This is a genomic window from Shewanella sp. MMG014, assembly GCF_018100775.1.
Classification (GTDB): Bacteria; Pseudomonadota; Gammaproteobacteria; order Enterobacterales; family Shewanellaceae; genus Shewanella; species Shewanella japonica.
The window spans coordinates 106,738-127,251 of the sequence record NZ_JAGJDZ010000002.1; the positions used below are offsets into that span (position 1 = coordinate 106,738).

A 20,514-nucleotide genomic window follows, 5' to 3' on the forward strand; every position below is an offset into this window, starting at 1 on the left:
AATGCTGATATGTAAATCTTAAGGTAATGATGCAAAAGTGATTAGTAAATTGCTGCTTCAAATTTCATAATTGAAGTATCATTTCAATGACTCACTTTCGATAGATATCAGCAAGCCTTTAATGCTCTCACTATAGAGTTTCTTTACTAACGACTTTTCTGCACTAACGCCATTGCTGTCACTTCACTTTTTATCTCACTGTTCTAAGGATAACAGTAGTCAATTTAGTGCAATAAACTCATCAGTAACACTGTACTTTGACTCATAAAGCCAAATGAAAACTCATTGTTTCATTTCACACTCAAACATCACAAAAAAAATCAAACTATTTTTATATAAAAACAATCGATCGCTGAATATTTTAGCGATCAATCTAATCACGTTAACTGTCTAAAAAAACAACGTCACGAGAAATTCAAAGGCTATTTTGCGTTAGCAGGTTAGCTTTTACTAACTTGAATGACTATCCATAAGATATCCACAACTTATTAATTAAAATCCTACTTGCAAATGGTGACCAACCTCACTATCTTGTATGTTAGTTTTTATAAAACACCATATCTTGTGTGTGACATCAATACGAGGCACTAGCGATAAAAGCGCAGTATCTCGCTGTAACACTAGTATTTTTATCAATATTAGTTTGTTAATTGAATTTGGATGATCAACTTACAAGGGACGTATTGTGATTTATTGGCGATCGTAACGTAGTCGATAAAAAAAGATCCAATGAATAAATTACACCAATAAATATCGAATCAAGGCCTCTTTTTAATGAACAGCAATATGACAGTCACTAAACGCAGTGGCGAACGCGAAACAATCGATTTAGATAAGATCCATCGCGTAATCGAGTGGGCAGCCAAAGGCTTAAACAACGTATCAGTTTCAGAAGTAGAATTACGTTCTCACTTACAGTTTTTTGAAGGCATTCCTACAGAGGCTATTCACGAAACAATCATCAAAGCAGCAGCTGACTTAATCTCTCCAGAGTCACCAGATTACCAATTTCTTGCTGCGCGTTTAGCTGTTTTTCATCTGCGTAAAAAAGCCTTCGGTCAATTCGAGCCTCCAAAATTAATTGATCAAGTCAATCGTTTAGTTGAGTTGGGTAAGTACGACAAGCACATTATCGAAGACTACACAGCAGAAGAGTTAACTATCTTAGATAGCTACATCGACCACTGGCGTGACATGGACTTCTCATATGCTGCTGTTAAGCAACTCGAAGGGAAATACCTAGTTCAAAACCGTGTGACTAATGAAATTTACGAAAGTGCACAGTTTCTCTATATCTTGGTAGCTGCTTGCTTATTTGCTAAGTATCCAAAAGAAACACGTCTTGACTACATTAAGCGTTTCTACGATGCCGTATCGACATTTAAAATTTCACTTCCAACGCCAATCATGGCTGGTGTGCGCACCCCTACTCGTCAATTTAGTTCGTGCGTATTAATTGAATGTGACGATAGCCTTGATTCAATCAATGCGACTGCATCTTCAATTGTAAAATACGTAAGTCAACGTGCGGGTATTGGTATTAACGCAGGCCGTATTCGAGCTTTAGGTAGCCCAATCCGAGGCGGTGAAGCATTCCACACTGGTTGCTTACCGTTTTATAAATATTTCCAAACTGCGGTAAAGTCTTGCTCACAAGGCGGAGTTCGTGGCGGCGCAGCGACTTTATTTTACCCATTATGGCACCTAGAGGTTGAATCACTTCTTGTGCTTAAAAATAACCGTGGTGTAGAAGATAACCGTGTTCGTCATTTAGATTACGGCGTGCAATTAAACAAATTGATGTACCAACGTTTAATTAAGTCTGAAAATATTAGCTTATTTAGCCCATCTGATGTTCCTGGTTTATACGATGCATTCTTCGCTGACCAAGTAGAGTTTGAGCGCTTATATCTTCAATACGAAGCGGATAGCAGCATTCGTCGTAAAGAGATTAAAGCCGTTGAATTATTTTCATTAATGATGCAAGAACGAGCATCAACTGGCCGAATCTATATTCAAAATGTTGATCACTGTAATACTCATAGTCCATTTGACCCGCAAGTCGCACCAATTAAACAGTCTAACCTTTGTTTAGAAATCGCTTTACCAACTAAGCCGATGCGTAACATCGAAGATCCTAATGGTGAAATTGCATTATGTACTTTATCAGCGCTTAACTTGGGTGCTATCAAAGACTTATCAGAATTAGAACCGCTTGCAGATCTTGCCGTTCGTGCATTAGATAATTTACTTGATTATCAAGATTACCCAATTATCTCTGCTCAACTGGGTTCTATGAACCGTAGAACACTAGGTATAGGCGTTATTAACTTCGCAAATTACCTTGCGAAAAATGGCATGAAATATTCTGATGGCTCTGGTAATAACCTGACCCATAAGACGTTTGAAGCGATTCAGTTCTACTTACTTAAAGCCTCTATGAACCTAGCAAAAGAGCAAGGTGCATGTCCTTTATTTAATGAAACTACTTACGCTGAAGGTGTTTTACCAATTGACACATATAAGCGTGATTTAGACAAAATCTGTGATGAACCATTACATATGGATTGGGAAGGATTACGTGGTGACATTAAAGCTCACGGCTTACGTAACTCTACTCTATCAGCATTAATGCCATCAGAAACGTCTTCGCAAATTTCTAACGCAACAAATGGCATCGAGCCACCACGTGGCTTAATCAGCGTTAAAGCAAGTAAAGATGGGCAACTAAAGCAAGTCGTACCTGACTTTGATGAGCTAAAACATCAATATGAATTGCTGTGGAATATGCCAAATAATGATGGTTATTTACAGCTCGTTGGTATCATGCAAAAATTCGTCGACCAAGCAATTTCGGCTAACACTAACTACGATCCAACACGTTTTGACGGTCAAAAAGTACCGATGAAAACCTTGCTGAAAGATCTATTAACAGCCTATAAACTTGGTGTTAAAACACTTTACTATCACAACACCCGTGATGGAGCATCCGACAACCTTGACGACATTACCGTCGTTGAGAAAGAAGATGATGGCTGTGCAGGCGGCGCTTGTAAGATTTAATTCAACAATTTGCATTTAAATGCGGGGACTTATCCCCGCTTTTTTAGGATATATAAATGGCTTATTCTACTTTTTGTCAAACACCAAATAATCCGATGAACGAACCTATGTTCATGGGACAGTCAGTTAACGTTGCTCGTTATGATCAACAAAAATATGAAGTTTTTGAAAAGCTAATTGAAAAGCAATTATCTTTTTTCTGGCGCCCAGAAGAAGTAGACGTAAGCAAAGACAAAATTGATTACCAAGGTTTACCAGAACATGAAAAACACATTTTCATTTCAAACCTTAAGTACCAAACATTATTAGATTCTATTCAAGGTCGCTCACCGAATGTGGCGTTATTACCGTTAGTATCGTTACCTGAATTAGAAACATGGATTGAAACTTGGTCTTTTTCAGAAACAATTCACTCGCGTTCTTATACCCACATTATTCGTAATATTGTTAATGATCCGTCTGTCGTATTTGATGATATCGTGGTGAATAAAGAAATTTTAAAACGTGCAGGTGATATTGCTCAATACTACGATGATTTAATTGAACTGACTCAAGTGCTTAATTTACATGGTGAAGGAACACATTTGGTTAACGGTAAAGAAATCACTGTTAGTCCACGTATCCTTAAAAAGTCTCTGTATTTATGCATGATGTCTGTAAATGCATTGGAAGCGATTCGTTTTTATGTCAGTTTTGCATGTTCATTTGCTTTCGCTGAACGTAAATTAATGGAAGGCAATGCGAAAATTATTCGTTTAATTGCCCGTGATGAAGCCTTACATTTAAATAGCACTCAGCATATTCTTAATATTATGCAAGGCGGCAAAGATGATCCTGAAATGGGTGAAATTGCCAAAGAGTGTCACGATCAAGCCTACGATATTTTTTATAAAGCAGCAGAGCAAGAGAAAGAATGGGCTAAATACTTATTCAAAGACGGTTCAATGATCGGATTAAATGAGCAAATTTTATGTCAGTACGTTGAGTACATTACTAACCAACGTATGAAAGCCGTTAACTTGCCTCAACCCTATGCAGAACAAACTAACCCGTTACCATGGATGAAAAACTGGCTTGAAAGTGATGCTGTACAAGTGGCACCACAAGAAGTTGAAGTCTCATCTTACTTAGTTGGTCAAATTGATTCGGCCGTTGACAGCGATGAGTTTTCTGACTTTGACCTATAAGCCCAACTTTAAAAAAGCACCTATTGTTAGTTTAAATGGTGAGCCAGTGTTGTTGTTTAATCAACAGCAGCACACCTTACTAGATGTACTTGAGATAAAAAAAGTTAATATCTTTTCTGAGTGCAGAAACGGTTTTTGTGGTTCGTGTAAAACTCGTATCAATAAAGGTTCAGTGACTTATATCTCTGAACCTTTGGTCGAACTAGAAGCTGATGAATGCTTGCCTTGTTGCTGTGTACCTGAGACGAACCTCGATCTCGATCTCACTACAGATGAACCAAGTAACCTTTATGTTCAGCATAACAAAACACTGATTACACTCGATTAAATATGAAACGAGCCTTCTCGCTCGTTTCACTTTTCAATAGCGAGTATTCGTTTTTACCGATTATCTCATCGCCGTAATAATCCAAATTACAACAAAAATAAGTCACTAAGATAAATAGTAAACCCTAATTTTTGTTCTTTTTAGCCTCAAGAAACATAGCTTCAAGTTCTGCAAACATCCAATTCATAATATTGCCAGCACCTTTGTCTCGTCGTTTAACTAACCCCATTTCAATCAACAATGATTCGGGTATGTGGTAAGTGCTCAACTCTTTTATTTCACCCGAATACCACTGAGAACCGGCAATATGTTCTGGAACCAACGCCCAACCCAAGCCACGAGTAACAAGTGATGTCATGTAATAGTAACTGTCAACATGCCAACAATTTGCAGATATGGGTTTACTTGCAGTTTGCAAGTCACAAATAACCAGTTGTCGATATTCATTTAGCTGCGATATGTTCGGAACCGAGATATCTGCTAATGGATGATCAACCGATACGATAAGAGATTGATGAAAGCTATCAATAGTAAAAAACTCTAGACGTTCACAAAGTTGCTCGCCTTGAAATAACACACCTAAGTCCGCTTTTCCAATATCTACCCAATGGGCAATATCATCCCTTGAACCATTTAAAATAGTGAGTTTCAACAATGGAAAGGTCTCGGCCGTTTTATCAAAAAAAACTTCGAAAGTAGATATTGGGACAGCTTCGTCAATCGCAATGGTTAATGCTAATTCGTTATTTGTTTGAACTGACATTGCTCTTGAGTTTAAACGCTCACACTGTGCAATCACGGCTTTAGCTTCAATTAATAACTGTTCCCCCTGCTCTGTTAGCACAGGTAAACGGTGGCTACGATCGAATAGCTTAAAGCCTAAATCAATTTCTAAATTTGAAATTGCCGTACTGACTCTTGATTGCGCTTTACCTAAATCACGTGACGCAGCTGAAAACGAACCAGTATTGGCAGCGGCGACAAATGCTTTTAATTGTTCTATAGACCAGTTCATCTTTTTTCCAACCGTAATGGCTCATTTCCAATCATTATAACTATCCGAATATCGGATGGATACTAACTTTTTCCTATCTAAAATCAGATTATAATAAACAATATTATTTTGTATCCCGATAGTATTGAGAAAATCATGTTAGCAATATCAACAGCGTCAATTGATCAATTAACCGTTAAACAGCATTTTTGGAAATATGCTATTCCTTCCATTGCAGCAATGTTGGTGAGTGGCTTATATCAAATCATTGATGGGATTTTCGTTGGTCATTATGTAGGATTTGAGGGCTTAGCAGGCATTAACATGGCTTGGCCAATTATATGCTGTGTTGTAGGTGTTGGCATGATGATCGGTATGGGCGCTGGTAGTTTACTATCCATCACCCGTGGCGAGAAAAAGCCTTTAGAAGGACAAAAAGTACTTAGCCATGCCATAGTATTAATTGGCATAATGAGTATCGCATCAGCAATTTTCATTCACTTCTTCGGTGAGACGTTATTGCTCCTGCAAGCAGCAGATGGACAAAGCTTTACCATGGCATCAGATTATATCGAAGTATTTGCCTATGGCGCTTTTTTTACAACTGCAGCTACAGCAATGCCTTTACTCGTGAGAAATGATGAACAGCCCGGTTTTGCCACTATGTTGTTAATGATTGGCGCAGTCATGAATATCGCGTTAGATTACTTATTAATCGCTGTTTATCCTTTAGGACTAACAGGCGCAGCAATTGCGACATTGATTTCTCAAGCCATTGTGATGCTACTCGGTTTTTACTACTTCTTTTCGAGGAAAGCTAACACCAGGTTTAAGTTTTCTTATAAAGATATTAAATTTAAACAGCTACAAAAAATACTCGTGTTGGGCAGTTCGAGTTTGATTATGTTTATGTACTTTAGCTTCATTATTGCACTTCATAATTTCCTTTTTATGCAATATGGCTCGGCAGTTCATGTCGCTGCTTTTGCAATTGTAGGTTACGTTGCAACGACTTTTTATTTATTAGCAGAAGGTATAGCTGGCGGTATGCAGCCCCCTGTTAGCTACTATTACGGTGCAAAGCAGGTCCCACAGATCAAACAAACAGTGAAACTGACCGTAAAAGTTGTCGCTATTCTGGGCGTTTTTACCGTTTTATTTATAAATAATTTTCCTAACTTTGTCATAGGTTTTTTCAGTAATCATGATAATGCTCTTATGGCTGAAACTTTAATCGGTATGCGTCTACATTTATTTGCGTTAGTACTGGATGGGTTTATTTTTATCGCAACCATGTATTTTATGGCGGTCAATCAAGGGAATAAGTCATTGTTTATTTCGATGGCTAATATGGCAATACAAATTCCATTTTTACTCACGTTGCCCAACTTGATTGGCGTCAACGGTATATGGCTATCTGTGCCACTTTCTAATGTCGCCTTATGTCTTATTCTGACGCCATTAATTTTGTCAGAAAATAAACGGATAAACGCACTACATAACTAATCAGCAATGTGTCATTACATCAGCTTTTTAGACATTTGCTGATGTAATTGATTTACTTTCATTAATGCAGCGCTGCCATACCAAGGCTTTAACTCCATAGTAAGGCTACCTGCTTTAATGGCGGGATCTGATTCAGTGAGTAATTTGGCTTCAGCAACCGTTTTTACATCAAAAATATAAATTCCACGTAAATCATCGTTACCAAGAAAAGGCCCAGCCAGAACTAATTTGCCTTCATTTGCTAACTTAGTAATATTGTCCATATGAGATTTTTGCAAAGCTAAGGCATCCTCCTCACTTCGTTCGCGATTGGGTCCTCGTTTCAAGAATGCAACTACGTATTGCTTCATGCCATACTCATCGGCGCCAACTTCGTTAGCTAATGCAGGATCAAATTTCGGGTTATCTTTGACCTTGGTAACGGTTTCTGAAGCCCATAATGACGAAACCGACAAGAACAAAGTCAGAAAGCACAATAAGCGACACCTTGATATGAACTGAGATTGTGATGTGTTTGTTGCTAAGAAAGTCATTGTTTGCTCCAATCATTATCAAAAATGAATATCATGGAGCATTTAAATTAAGATGTAAATTCGACTCAATGTGGTAAGGATAAGCTGTTATGGTATAAATTACCCTTCGCTACAAATTGTGTTTTTGCCTTGAGATTTTGCAATATATAAACGTTTATCAGTGAGTTTTATTAAATTCTCAACATCGTTCATCATGCGGCAGTCACTTGACTCAGCTAAACCGATGCTCACTGAAACAAAAAATGAATGAGTAGAATCGTTAAAATGCCTTTCAGCAAAACGACTTCTTATCACTTCAGCTGTTTGTAATGCAGCTTGTTCGTTTGCTGAAGGTAAAAATGCAATAAACTCTTCTCCCCCCCAACGACCAACAGCCCCACTGTGATCTGCAAACGCATCACGTATAATTTCAGCAAGAGCTTGAATGACGAGATCGCCATTGTGATGACCATGAGTATCATTAACTAATTTGAAATTATCAATATCAAGTAAAACACAGGTCAACTGTTCACTGATTTCAATATGTTTCTGTAACCATTCTTGCACTGCACTGCGATTTAAAAGGTGCGTCAAACCATCATGACTTGCTTTAAATGCCAGCTCTTTTTCTAATTGTACTTTCTCGGTTACATCTTCCATTACGACTTGTACTGCAGGTTCTCCGTCCCACTCAATAAGGTTGTCATAAATATTAAAAAATCGATTTATGCCATCAAAGCAGATATTTTCGACCACACTGTTACTGCCAACAGCCACGCCATTAACAATATCTTGATAATGCTGCTTGGCCTGTTGTTGAACTGTTTTAGGAATGAGTGTGAGTAGCGAGCTCAAACTCATCACTTGCTCTATTGAGTCTGCGTGTAAATGCTTTACACAGGCTTGGTTTACCATCAGTGGCTTAAATTCCCGATGCACCATAATACCTTGGCCTGATCGTGTAATGAGCCGCTTATACATTAGGTCTTTTTCACGTATGCGTTTATTAGCTTCGACTAACACTGAAAGATCAATCACTGTCACCTGTAATGCTGGACGTCCTTGCCATTCAATTAAATGATCCACTGAAAAAACCGTGAACTCTCGACCATTTCTGTCAATATTAACGAATGTATGACCACGTGGATAAAGTGTTCCATTGACTATGTCATGGTAGTTTTGAGTGGCAATTTGATGGTTTTCTGCAGGTAAAAGGTCAAGAAAAGAATCGATGCTGGTAAGTAGTTCTTTGGCTGAATTATAACCATATATTTGAGCATATCGTTCATCAACATGAACAGCATTCATGTCCTGAATAATGATAACTCCATAACTTGAATCAATATTGATCTTTGGCATAAATGATTTTAATAAAATTAATCTTTTAATTGATATACAACAATTATAGGCAGAAACAACTTAACTGCACTAGCTTGCGAAGTTAAAAATGTTAACTGTAATGACCTCTAAATCTTTTAGTTTTATGAAAAGACTTTTTGCTGGCCCCAAAAAAAAAGTAGCGAATAATATCGCTACTTTCATTTTAAAATCAGTTAATAAGTGTAACTTGCACCCAGTCCTAAAGGTAAACCAATGGACCAGTATATGAGTAGCCATGTACTCCATATTGATAAAAGTGCCAAACTAAATGGCAACATCATCGAGATTAAGGTTCCTATCCCAATACCTTTGACATAGCGCTGACAATATACGACGACAAGTGGGAAATAAGGCATTAATGGCGTAATGATGTTTGAACTTGAGTCACCAATACGGTAAGCCGCTTGCGACAAGTCTGGACTAATGTTCAGCTGCATTAACATTGGGACAAGTACTGGGCCAATCAACGCCCATTTTGCAGAAGATGATCCAACGAATAAGTTAACAAAGCCAACTAAAATAATCATCCCGACCACGGTCACTTCTGCTGGCAGGTTGAGCGCCTTAAGGCCACCAGCTCCTTCAACAGCAATTAATGCACCTAAATTAGACGCCGAAAAAGCAGCAACAAACTGAGCACAGAAAAATGCCATTACGATGTAATGCGACATACCGCTCATGGATTTAGACATTGCTTGCACGATGTCTGCAGACGACTTAAAGCTGCCAGTCATATAACCATATACTACCCCCGGAAGCATAAAGAATATGAAAATCAATGGCACAATAGATTGCATTAACGGCGCACCAAAGCTAGTCAGTGAACCATGCTCATCTCGCAGTGTTGAAGTTTCAGGAATGGTAAGCGAGAAAAAACCAATGATTGCAACGAACATAACAAGAGAAGCGACACTAAATGCACGCATTTCTTTTGGTGTTGCTTCTTCCATTGCTGGTAAGTCAACTTGGTCACGTTCTACTTTGTGCGTTTTATTTAATCTTGGCTCTAAAATTTTATCGGTTAAATACCAAATCACTAAGGTAATCGGAATACACGAAGATGCCGCGAAAAACCAATTATTCAATGGGTTAATTTGAATGTTAGGATCGACGATCTGGGCTGCCGACTGGGTAAAGCTTTGTAATAAAGGATCGATACCTGATGGAATAAAGTTGGCACAGAATCCACCAGAAACACCAGCAAAAGCCGCTGCAATACCAGCAAGTGGGTGGCGACCAACGGTAAAGAATATAACACCCGCAAGTGGTATCACTACAACATAGCCCGCATCTGTTGCGGTATGCGAAATAATACCGACTACAACAACTGCAGGCGTTAAAAGTTTAGCAGGTGTGACTTTAAGCATTTGTTTTAATGCTGTATTGATAAAACCTGACTGCTCAGCAATCCCTACACCTAGCATTGCAACCAGTACAACACCTAACGGTGCAAATGCGGTGAATGTTTTCACCATAGAAGTTAAAAATTCAGTTAACGCAGTTGCACTTAATAAGTTATTAATAACAATTGGGCTATCGGTTCTTGGATCTATCGCATCAAAACTGACGCCAGATAACAAGGCTGATATCACCCAAACAGCAAACATTAAAATTAAGAATAGCATTGCAGGATCTGGTAGTTTATTACCAACCCTTTCAATACTGTCTAGCGCTCTACCGAGCAATCCGGGTGCATTATCCCCAGATTCTGTTTTCGTCGTCATGATTCCCTATTCCTCACTATGGCACTGATTGAATCTAACTATCACAGTTTTATTCAATAGCACCTTGATATAATTATTAGCATTACATATTAAATATACAGTCTGTAACTAAACTTAAAATTTACGACATATTGCATACAAAACGAGCGGTTAAGCTTGTTTTAATCTAAATACTCAAAAAGTGTGATGCCCAATACCATAGAAAAGATAAAAACAGAGCATACAAATTTTACCAAGGTAATGTTTGTCCGTTTGAATGTTTGAATACACCAGTTGTTGTCATATCCAGTGAGTTAATTAGCCCCACCAGTCGACTTGCTGACTCTAAGGCCGAAATATCGCCTCCGTGATTTACCATATCGGTTTGAACATAACCTGGGTGGTATATGCCAACCGCTATTTGTTTTGGAGATAAATCATGGCTTAGCGACATCGATGCGGCATTAAGAGCAGCTTTAGACATACGATACCCATATCGCCCTCCAGAGGTATTATCCTCGATTGATCCCATACGTGAAGTGATCATAGCGACTTTGCCGCCAGCATTCAGTTGATGATTTAGTGCGGCAACAATGCGAAGTGGTGCCAATGCATTAATTTCAAATTGCTGCCTAATGGTATCAAGGTTTAAGTGTGTTAATTGCTCATCACGTAAAATGCCTGCATTACATATCAAAACATCAATATTCACTCCCGCTAAAGAAGTTTGCATATTATGTATGCCTTCATCAGTTGCAACATCAATTTGAGTGATAACATTCACGTCTAGCAGCTCAAGCTCATCTGAAGTGTGGCGGCATAAAGCAAACACTTTATCACCCTGTTGCTTAAATAATTTAGCCAATGCTAAACCAATCCCTCTGTTCGCACCGGTAATAACAACATTTTTAGCCATCGTCGTTCCTTTATTTAAAATCATATTGAAAACACATCATAAAAAGTATCAATAAAACTTACACATACCAAACCCTAATGCTGAGCCATCTCTTACTAAATATTGATATTTTTTATAAAACCCTTCTTTACCTTGTGCGCAAAATAGACCCACTGTAGTGCCTTGTGTGACTTGTTGAGTTAAATACATTTCGATAGCTTGCATAATAAAATGTCCCAAGCCATTACCTTGGTATGCTTTAGCCACAATGACATCTTGAATATAGAAAAACAGCCCGCCATCACCAATGACTCTGCCGGTGGCAATCAATCTAGTTTCATGGAAGACACAAACGAAAAATAAAGAATTATTTAGGCTATTGTTTACTGTATCGACTGGAGCCGTACCCCAACCAGTTTCTGCTCTTAACCGGTTAAATTCCTCGGCACTAGGGGCATTGAGCGTAAAGTTAAACACTTGCTTGGTATCAACCTCATTATGCCAAGACTTGAAAATACCTTTTATTTCGTCCATTTAAATTTGTATCATTAATAAAATATGGCGTTTAATAAAAACAAAAAACCTAGCAATTTGCTAGGTTTTATTAAGTTAACGATTACAACCTTATTAGATTCAGTGGTTAAATAGCCATTGCTAGTTCAGCACCTTGTCTAATTGCTCGTTTAGCATCCAGTTCAGCAGCAACATCAACACCGCCAATCAAATGCACTGGTAAGCCAGTTGATTTCATATCGTCTACAAGCGTGCGGTTAGACTCTTGACCTGCACACAGTACAACATTATCAACTCGCAGTACTTCGGATTCTTCCCCTACCTTGATGTGTAAGCCTTCAGTGTCAAATTTCTCATAGCTGACACCTGTTTTCATGTTCACTTTATGCTGTTTAAGAACACTTCTGTGGATCCAGCCGGTTGTTTTACCGAGCCCTTTCCCCATCTTAGTCGTCTTACGTTGCAGTAAGTAAACTTCGCGATCTGGTTTATGTTCAGGTTCCTCAGTTAAGCCGCCTGGATGTTGATAGGTTTTATCAATGCCCCACTGCTCAAGCCACTTGTCCGGTTGTAATGTGCTTGACTCACGTTCACATAAAAAATGTGCCATATCAAATCCGATTCCGCCCGCTCCAATCAGCGCCACTTTCTCGCCAATATAAACTTCCCCTTTCAGGACTTGCTGATAATCGACAACTTTAGGGCTATCAAAACCAGGTAGATCAAGCGCACGCGGGACAACACCTGAAGCGACGATCACTTCATCAAATTTTTCATTCGCTAAAACATCTAAATCTAAACGAGTATTTAAACGTAATTCAACCTTGTGTAGCTTCATTTGGTTGTTGAAATAACGGATGGTTTCGTCAAACTCTTCCTTACCTGGGATCTTACGTGCCAAATTAAACTGGCCGCCAACTTCATTTTTAGCTTCAAATAAAACCACTTCATGCCCACGTGACGCTGCATATACCGAAAATGCCATGCCAGCAGGACCTGCTCCCATAACTGCTAAACGTTTTTTGTGTTGCGTAGGGGTGAAATTGATTTCTGTTTCATAGCAAGCGCGAGGATTAACAAGGCAAGTAGCACGCTTCATTGAAAACGTATGATCTAAACAAGCTTGGTTACAACCAATACAAGTATTGATTAGTTCACTTTGCCCAGCAGCGGCTTTATTAACAAACTCTGCATCCGCAAGGAAAGGTCTTGCCATTGAAACCATATCTGCTTGCCCAGAAGCAATGATTGATTCGCCAATTTCAGGCGTATTGATACGGTTAGTTGCAATCAAAGGAACTGACACTTCAGATTTGAGTTTCTCAGTCACCCAAGAAAATGCCCCTCTTGGAACACTTGTCGCAATTGTAGGTACACGCGCTTCATGCCAGCCAATACCAGTATTGATAATTGAAACACCTTCACGCTCTAACCATTTTGCTAATTTAACGACTTCATCCCATGTCGAACCGTTATCAACTAAATCCAGCATTGATAGTCTGAAAATTATAATAAATTCTTTGCCCACCTTCTCACGGATAGCTTTGACTATCTCTAATGGGAAACGTGCACGTTGAACAAAACTGCCACCCCATTCATCAGTACGTTTATTGGTACGAGAGCTAATGAATTGATTAATGAGATAGCCTTCTGAGCCCATGACTTCTACACCGTCATAGCCCGCTTTTTTAGCAAGCGCAGCACTGGATGCATAATCTTTAATTGTTCCAGCAACTTGTCTAGATGACATTTTTGAAGGCGTAAACGGTGTAATTGGCGATTTAATTTTGCTCGGTGCTTGTGAAAAAGGATGATAACCATAACGACCAGCATGGAGGATCTGCATACAGATTTTACCATCAGCTTCATGGACAGCCTTTGTGACAATGCGATGCTTCTTAACTTGCCAAGGAAAACTTAATTGGCAAGCATGAGGTGCTAGGCGTCCACGAAAGTTAGGCGCGATACCGCCAGTTACGATTAGCCCACAGCCACCTGCTGCACGTTCTTTATAAAACGCAGCCAGTTTCTCAAATCCGCCCTTTTCTTCTTCTAAGCCAGTATGCATGGAGCCCATTAACACTCGATTTTTTAATTGAGTGAAGCCTAAATCTAAGGGTTCTAGTAAATGTGGAAACGACATTCAAACATCCTTTTTAAACAAGTGATTTAAACTAGCATACAACGAGATTTTGTTAAGCTCAATGCTTTCGCTTTGCTATTGTTAAAAACCGTTACAATTCAATTTCCCATAGCCAAGCTTTTTCAGTTAGCATAATAGTAATGAAATGCTATAGGAGTGGCTTAATGTCCGCTAAACCCTCACTGATTAAACGAATTTTCTCTTTGATTTGGAAAACCATCAACGGGATACGTAAAGTCATTCTCAATCTTATCTTTTTTGGTTTAATTGCTATTATCGTTGTCGCGTTAAGTGCTGAAGAAGAAATTGTCATCGAAAAACAATCTGCACTTATGCTCAATCTTGCTGGCACTATCGTTGACCAAAAGCGTCATGTTGATCCTATTGAAGCGGTATTTAAACAAAGTAAAGGCAATGATCCAGAGGGCGAAATGTTGTTATCCGACATCATTTACGTCATAGAGAGTGCTATTCAAGATCCTCGTATCAATACCATCGTCATTAACATGCAGCACTTGCGCTCTGCTGGTATCAGTAAGATGACGGCTATTGGCGATGCATTGAATAAATTTAAACAAGCTGGCAAGTCTGTCGTCGCTTTTGGTAACTACTATGAACAGAACCAATATTTCTTAGCAAGTTACGCGGACACCATTTATCTTAATAACAAAGGGGCTGTTTCTCTTGAAGGTTTAAGCAGTTATCGCTTGTTTTATAAATCAGCATTAGAAAAATTAAATGTCAGCACCCATGTTTTCCGTGTTGGTACATTTAAGTCTGCTGTAGAACCTTTTATTCGTGATGACATGTCAGCGCCTGCTAAAGAAGCAAGTCAGGCGTTATTAGGCGATATTTGGCAAAGTTACGAATCAATTGTAGCGACAAACCGCAACATCGCTCCAGACAATATTGTACTAAGTCCCAATCGTTATCTAACAGAGCTTGACAGTGTATCCGGCGACTCAGCTCAACTTGCAATAAAATTAAACTGGGTAGATGAACTGGCATCTGATGAATCTTTCAGACTTGCCATGGTTGAAAAAGTGGGCGCTGATAGTGACGGCGATAACTTTAAACAAGTTTCTTTTACCGAATACTATAACGCTGTAAAACCGCTTCCTGCCCTTATCGAGAAAGACTCAGTTGGTATTATTGTTGCGAAAGGTAATATTTTAAATGGTAACCAACAAGCTGGCCAGATAGGGGGCGAAAGTACTTCAGCTCTTCTGCGCAAAGCGCGCTTTGATGAGAAAGTAAAAGCGGTTGTATTACGAGTTGATAGTCCTGGCGGCAGTGCTTTTGCTTCTGAGAAAATTCGTCAAGAAGTTATCGCATTAAAGCAAGCAGGCAAGCCTGTTGTTGTCAGTATGGGCAGTTTAGCGGCATCGGGCGGTTACTGGATTTCTGCAAGTGCTGATTATATCTATGCAACACCAACAACCTTAACAGGTTCAATAGGTATCTTCGGTATGTTTGCCACATTTGAAAATGTCCTATCTAACTGGGGGATCCATTCAGATGGGGTTTCGACTTCAGATTGGGCTGGTATATCAGCAACCCGAGCTTTAGATCCTAATGTAGCAGCAGTCGTTCAACGACATATTGAACATGGGTATCAAGAATTTATTTCGTTAGTTGCTAAAGAAAGAAATATGAGCCTAGATCAAGTAGACAGAATTGCTCAGGGCCGAGTTTGGTCTGGTACAAGAGCTGTCGAATTAGGACTTGTTGATGCACTAGGTGATATGGACAGCGCCATTGCTAAAGCAGCTGAAATGGCACAAATTGAGGTATTTGATACAAAAGTTATTGAACAAGAGTTAACTGCAGAACAAGAGTTTGTACAACAAATGCTTGCCTCAGTAGCAACCTATCTACCAGAAGCATCAACTCAATCACCTGTTCTAAATCAAATGCTAGGTGAATGGCAAACTGTAGTTGATGAATTCAGCATGTTTGATGATCCTAAAGGCATGTATTTGTATTGCGAAAATTGTAATCTTTGATCAGTTTTTGCCTTAAACAGCCAGAAGACTGGCAAAACCTTTAAAATATAGAATATTCAAAAAAGCCCGTTTTACGGGCTTTTTTATTGGGTTTTATTCAGTTAGACACGTATAATTTAACGATTCATCAAATATCAGCCCTGAGAAATGCACGAACATGACAACAAGCATGATTAAACGTTCAATTTACGTCGCTTATACTGGCGGTACTATTGGTATGCGAAAAACCGACAATGGATTCGCCCCTGTTGCTGGATTTCTAACAGATTGCGTTAAATCTATGCCTGAGTTTTATCATGAAGAAATGCCCGACTTTGTCATAAACGAATATTCGCCATTAATAGACTCTTCAAATATGGCACCGACTGATTGGCAGTTGATCGCAAATGACATTAAAGCTAATTATGATAAATATGATGGCTTTGTCATTCTACATGGCACAGATACCATGGCATACACGGCATCTGCTCTCTCTTTTATGCTACAAGGGCTATCTAAACCAGTTATTGTAACAGGCTCTCAAATTCCTTTAGCTCAGCTACGTTCAGATGGACAAACAAACTTATTAAACTCGCTTTATATTGCAGCCAACTACCCTGTTGCTGAAGTTTGTTTATTCTTTAATAACAAACTGTTTAGAGGTAATCGCTCTACAAAAGCTCACGCTGATGGCTTTGACGCTTTTGCTTCACCGAATTTTCCAATACTGCTAGAAGCTGGGATTAAAATTAACTTACGTGCAGGCAAAATATCTGAACCTACAACGCAAGCCTTAGATGTTATTGAAATCAGTCCCCAACCTGTTGGCGTCATAACCCTTTATCCTGGTATTTCGACTGAGATATTCAACAACATATTAATGCAACCTGTTAAAGCGCTTATTTTGCTGACATTTGGTGTAGGAAATGCACCACAAGATAACGCTTTATTAGATACGTTAAAACAAGCCGACGAACGTGGCATTGTCATTGTTAACTTGACTCAGTGTTTTCAAGGTAAAGTCAACATGGGAGGTTATGCAACGGGCAATGCATTAGCTCAAGCCGGAGTGATTAGCGGCGCAGATATGACCATTGAAGCGGCATTAGCAAAACTGCATTATTTGCTATCAAAAGATTTGACCGCTGCAGAAGTAAAATTTGCAATGAAGCAGAATCTGCTAGGTGAATTAACCGAGTAAAGACAGATTACTAAAGAAAATCAATAGATAATAAAAAAGCCACTGCAAACAGTGGCTTTTTTACGAATCAAATATTCTCATCAAATGTGATAGATTTATAGGTAAAATATCAAATTCACATATTGAGCGATGTAATACTGCCTTTAAATATCTGATTCTTTGAATTCAGCGATTGATTCACCACGGAATTGTTTTTTAAGTTCAGATTTAGACAACTCATTTATCTTACCACCAGCACCAATAGTAAAGTGATCAGTTTGTTCAAGTTTACGCGCTTGATATAACATGACTACCTGTAATGTTGATTCTTTTTGTTCTGGCGATAATGCCGTGCCATCTTCCCATTTACCTGTTTCCGCAGCAGAGCGAAGACGCTGATAAACTTCATCAGGCATTTCATCAATCACTTTGTTGATATCGTTCATACACTTTTCCGTTTATGTAAGACAATTCTAGCTCGCGTAATCGTATAGCCTACGAAGCCAAACACGAAACAACCCACAGCAATATACGACGTCATTCCGGTTGCTGGTTCACCACCCCAAAACCAAATAACAACACCTGCTATAAATAACGTTAAAAACACAAAGCTATGTGTCATTAACTTATTAGATTGTTGTATATGACTTATCACACGGGCAGATTGATTATCACCATCGACTTTCACTTTGCAATGCTGACACTCTTTCGCTTTGCTAGAAATACGTTTTTGGCACGAAGGACATTCAATTAACGCCATAAATGATTACTCGCTTAAATTGTCTACTACGGCAAGCATCGCCACTAACGAAGCTTCACCAAGGTATTCGCATCGCGCAGGAGACCAACCAACAACAGGATCAGGTAAGTTATCATTATCTTTAAATGGCATTTCTAACGTATTAGCAAGACACTTAAAGGTGTTACCGACCCAGTTAGAACCAACGGTTAAGTTCGCTTTTCCTGGCTCATCTTTGTCATAACCATATTTAGTTTGGAAATCAGCACTTGCCATGCCTAACGCTGCAAGGAACTGTTCTTGTAACTTGGCCATATGTGGAGTGTAATTTGGTGCACCTTCACAGCCAGCAACGAACACGTAAGGTAAACCTTCATCACCGTGAACATCATAGAATAAATCGACACCCGTCTCTTTCATCTTATTGGTAACATAATAAACCTCAGGGCTTCGCTCTAGACTAGGTGACTCCCACTCGCGGTTTAAGTTAGTACCAACAGCATTCGTACGTAAATGGCCTCTGACGCTTCCATCTGGATTCATGTTTGGCACGATATAGAAATTAGCTTTATCAAGTAACAGCTTGGCCGTTGGGCAATCGCTGTCTAATAATTGGTTTAATAGCCCTTCTATTAACCATTCTGCCATTGTTTCGCCTGGATGCTGTCTGGCCGTAATCCAAATGTTCTTTTTAGCTGGATCGTTATCGCCAATTTTTAATAGGCTCATGTCACGGCCATCTAGCGTTAAGCCCAGGTTTTCGAGGCTAACAGCTGGATGTAATTGTACAGAGCTAATCAGATCTAGATGACGCTCGTAACTGTATGGTGCAAAGTAAGCAATTTGAATCGCTTCACAATCTAAATCAACTTGAATAGAAAGCTTTCCATCTTGATAACTCGTTGGCAGACGGAACCAATGTTGACGATCGTAACTGGCTACCGCTTGATAATCTTCCCAACCTTTTGGATAAGATGCAGTACCCGCATTCATAATATTCAATGTGTAAGTTTGACCGATTTCACCTTCCATACGGAAGTTAAACCATTGATAAAACTCACCACCTTCATCTGGTCGAATAGCAAGTTGAATGTCATCGTGTTTGTCTAAATTGATAGTCTCAATGTTGCCGCCATCAAAATTCGCGCTAATACGCATAGGACTTCCTTATGTAAGGTAATTATCGATTTTTTATGGCCACATCTTATCAAATGCTGTCACTCAATAAAATCTATTGCTGATTAACTGATAATCATCTGCTCAATTTATCGCTATTGCAGCCCCTCGCGTCATCACAAAGGTAAACTCCTACACAAACAGGGAATGTCACGTTTATTGAAGACATAAAAATACCGAATAACAATATTCGGTATCACTTGAAAATGTGTAAAGGAAACAAACCTAATACACATATAGACAAAATCATTGAGCACAGTCTACAAATCTATATAAGGATTGGACTAAAGCAATAACCTTTACCACGAACAGTATTAATCAGCTCACGAGGTAAACATTTGTTAGCCATCTTACGCCGCGTATTACTGATATGCATATCTAGGTTGCGATCAAACTCACCGAGCTCTTTGTGTAAAACACGCATTTGCAATTCGGCTTTAGTGACAACCTCGCCTTTTCGCTGAAACAAATATTTAAATAATCGATACTCAGTTTGAGTCAGTTTTAAATGCTGTGTATTGAGCATTACAGTATTGTTTGTATCATCGAATAAGATGTCATCAAAGTCTGATTGATGAACAACCTTTTCACTTCGACGGCGCAGTACGTTCACACGCAATAATAATTCTTTCACGTTAAACGGTGATGCGATGTAATCGTCAGCACCAAGTTCAAATGCATGGATTCGTTCTAAGTCATTATTATCATTTGCCAATACGATAACCGGCGTATGGCAATGCTTAGCCATCAGTAACCAAAATGATTCCATTTTAGGTACACAATAGTCTAATAGAATAACCTCAAATTCATTACGCTCTAATTCTACTAGTGCATTAAAACCATTATCCACGATTTCAATGCTGTAGCCCATCGATTCCATTTGCTGACAAAGGCGAAGACTGTGTGTGAGTTGTTGGTCAATTAGGAGAATTTTTTTCATAACGGTACTAATCTAAACGATAACAATTACCATTTAGATTATCACTGAGGATATGATATTACTACCGAATTTATGTAAATTTGAGACCTAAGTTAGCTTTTAGTTAATTTATTAACAATTTTGACGGTCAGTTCTCCATATTTATTGCAGAAACCAACAATTAGGCATGCCATATCGTTAATCGACGATTAACTATTGATCTAGCAGAAGCTAAGTACCTAGACAAGTATAGACAGGTTTATAGTTAAGACGTGTAACAATTACTTTAAG

General features: G+C 38.8%; 17 protein-coding genes. 6 read left to right on the forward strand and 11 right to left on the reverse strand.

Annotated elements, in window-relative coordinates; translation table 11 throughout:
* Positions 1 to 774 precede the first annotated feature (774 nt).
* The 3 genes from nrdA to yfaE are packed head-to-tail and all read left to right on the forward strand — an operon-like array spanning position 775 to position 4,578.
* Complete coding sequence (gene nrdA / locus J8L86_RS03460; protein ID WP_065108030.1) at positions 775 to 3,063, forward strand: class 1a ribonucleoside-diphosphate reductase subunit alpha; 2,289 nt, start codon at positions 775 to 777, stop codon at positions 3,061 to 3,063.
* A 56-nt stretch (positions 3,064 to 3,119) separates the two neighbouring features.
* Positions 3,120 to 4,250, forward strand: a complete 1,131-nt coding sequence (nrdB, locus tag J8L86_RS03465) for a class Ia ribonucleoside-diphosphate reductase subunit beta (protein ID WP_055024580.1) — start codon at positions 3,120 to 3,122, stop codon at positions 4,248 to 4,250.
* Positions 4,225 to 4,578, forward strand: coding sequence for a class I ribonucleotide reductase maintenance protein YfaE (gene yfaE, locus J8L86_RS03470; RefSeq protein WP_055024581.1), 354 nt, complete (start codon positions 4,225 to 4,227; stop codon positions 4,576 to 4,578). The genes nrdB and yfaE overlap by 26 nt, the downstream gene beginning before the upstream one ends.
* Before the next feature lie 124 nt (positions 4,579 to 4,702).
* Here the strand turns inward: yfaE and J8L86_RS03475 are convergent, their stop codons facing one another.
* Positions 4,703 to 5,593: a LysR family transcriptional regulator gene (locus J8L86_RS03475; protein WP_065108028.1), complete on the reverse strand. Its 891-nt coding sequence runs from the start codon at positions 5,591 to 5,593 to the stop codon at positions 4,703 to 4,705.
* 135 nt (positions 5,594 to 5,728) lie between these two features.
* Here J8L86_RS03475 and J8L86_RS03480 point away from each other — a divergent pair, with 135 nt between their 5' ends.
* Positions 5,729 to 7,078 carry an MATE family efflux transporter gene (locus tag J8L86_RS03480; RefSeq protein WP_211028716.1) on the forward strand — a complete coding sequence of 450 codons (1,350 nt, stop codon included), beginning with the start codon at positions 5,729 to 5,731 and terminating at the stop codon, positions 7,076 to 7,078.
* Between the two features lie 14 nt (positions 7,079 to 7,092).
* Here the strand turns inward: J8L86_RS03480 and J8L86_RS03485 are convergent, their stop codons facing one another.
* The 6 genes from J8L86_RS03485 to J8L86_RS03510 form a co-directional block, all read right to left on the reverse strand.
* Complete coding sequence (locus tag J8L86_RS03485; protein WP_247663180.1) at positions 7,093 to 7,554, reverse strand: YciI family protein; 462 nt, start codon at positions 7,552 to 7,554, stop codon at positions 7,093 to 7,095.
* A gap of 156 nt (positions 7,555 to 7,710) precedes the next feature.
* The gene (locus J8L86_RS03490) at positions 7,711 to 8,949 is read right to left on the reverse strand and encodes a GGDEF domain-containing protein (protein ID WP_211028718.1); all 1,239 of its coding nucleotides are present in this window, start codon (positions 8,947 to 8,949) and stop codon (positions 7,711 to 7,713) included.
* A gap of 194 nt (positions 8,950 to 9,143) precedes the next feature.
* The gene (locus J8L86_RS03495) at positions 9,144 to 10,694 is read right to left on the reverse strand and encodes an AbgT family transporter (RefSeq protein ID WP_211028719.1); all 1,551 of its coding nucleotides are present in this window, start codon (positions 10,692 to 10,694) and stop codon (positions 9,144 to 9,146) included.
* Positions 10,695 to 10,923: 229 nt separating this feature from the next.
* Positions 10,924 to 11,589, reverse strand: coding sequence for an SDR family oxidoreductase (locus J8L86_RS03500; protein ID WP_065108025.1), 666 nt, complete (start codon positions 11,587 to 11,589; stop codon positions 10,924 to 10,926).
* A 48-nt stretch (positions 11,590 to 11,637) separates the two neighbouring features.
* Positions 11,638 to 12,102 carry a GNAT family N-acetyltransferase gene (locus tag J8L86_RS03505; protein ID WP_211028724.1) on the reverse strand — a complete coding sequence of 155 codons (465 nt, stop codon included), beginning with the start codon at positions 12,100 to 12,102 and terminating at the stop codon, positions 11,638 to 11,640.
* A gap of 106 nt (positions 12,103 to 12,208) precedes the next feature.
* Positions 12,209 to 14,224 carry an NADPH-dependent 2,4-dienoyl-CoA reductase gene (locus tag J8L86_RS03510; RefSeq protein ID WP_211028726.1) on the reverse strand — a complete coding sequence of 672 codons (2,016 nt, stop codon included), beginning with the start codon at positions 14,222 to 14,224 and terminating at the stop codon, positions 12,209 to 12,211.
* A 164-nt stretch (positions 14,225 to 14,388) separates the two neighbouring features.
* Between J8L86_RS03510 and sppA the strand changes: the two genes are divergently transcribed.
* Both sppA and ansA read left to right on the forward strand, forming a co-directional pair.
* Entirely contained in the window at positions 14,389 to 16,230 is a 1,842-nt protein-coding gene (sppA, locus tag J8L86_RS03515) for a signal peptide peptidase SppA (RefSeq protein ID WP_211028728.1), read from the forward strand.
* 169 nt (positions 16,231 to 16,399) lie between these two features.
* Complete coding sequence (ansA, locus tag J8L86_RS03520; protein ID WP_055024621.1) at positions 16,400 to 17,410, forward strand: asparaginase; 1,011 nt, start codon at positions 16,400 to 16,402, stop codon at positions 17,408 to 17,410.
* A 143-nt stretch (positions 17,411 to 17,553) separates the two neighbouring features.
* Here ansA and J8L86_RS03525 read toward each other — a convergent pair whose 3' ends face one another.
* From J8L86_RS03525 to J8L86_RS03540, 4 genes are all read right to left on the reverse strand, one after another.
* Positions 17,554 to 17,835, reverse strand: a complete 282-nt coding sequence (locus J8L86_RS03525) for a DUF1315 family protein (RefSeq protein ID WP_055024590.1) — start codon at positions 17,833 to 17,835, stop codon at positions 17,554 to 17,556.
* A complete protein-coding gene (locus J8L86_RS03530) occupies positions 17,832 to 18,149 on the reverse strand; it encodes a hypothetical protein (RefSeq protein WP_055024591.1) in 318 nt (105 codons plus the stop codon). Before J8L86_RS03530 ends, J8L86_RS03525 begins: the two co-directional genes overlap by 4 nt.
* A gap of 6 nt (positions 18,150 to 18,155) precedes the next feature.
* The gene (locus J8L86_RS03535; protein WP_055024592.1) at positions 18,156 to 19,286 is read right to left on the reverse strand and encodes a M14-type cytosolic carboxypeptidase; all 1,131 of its coding nucleotides are present in this window, start codon (positions 19,284 to 19,286) and stop codon (positions 18,156 to 18,158) included.
* Between the two features lie 286 nt (positions 19,287 to 19,572).
* Positions 19,573 to 20,244 carry a response regulator transcription factor gene (locus tag J8L86_RS03540; RefSeq protein WP_065108022.1) on the reverse strand — a complete coding sequence of 224 codons (672 nt, stop codon included), beginning with the start codon at positions 20,242 to 20,244 and terminating at the stop codon, positions 19,573 to 19,575.
* Positions 20,245 to 20,514: the final 270 nt, after the last annotated feature.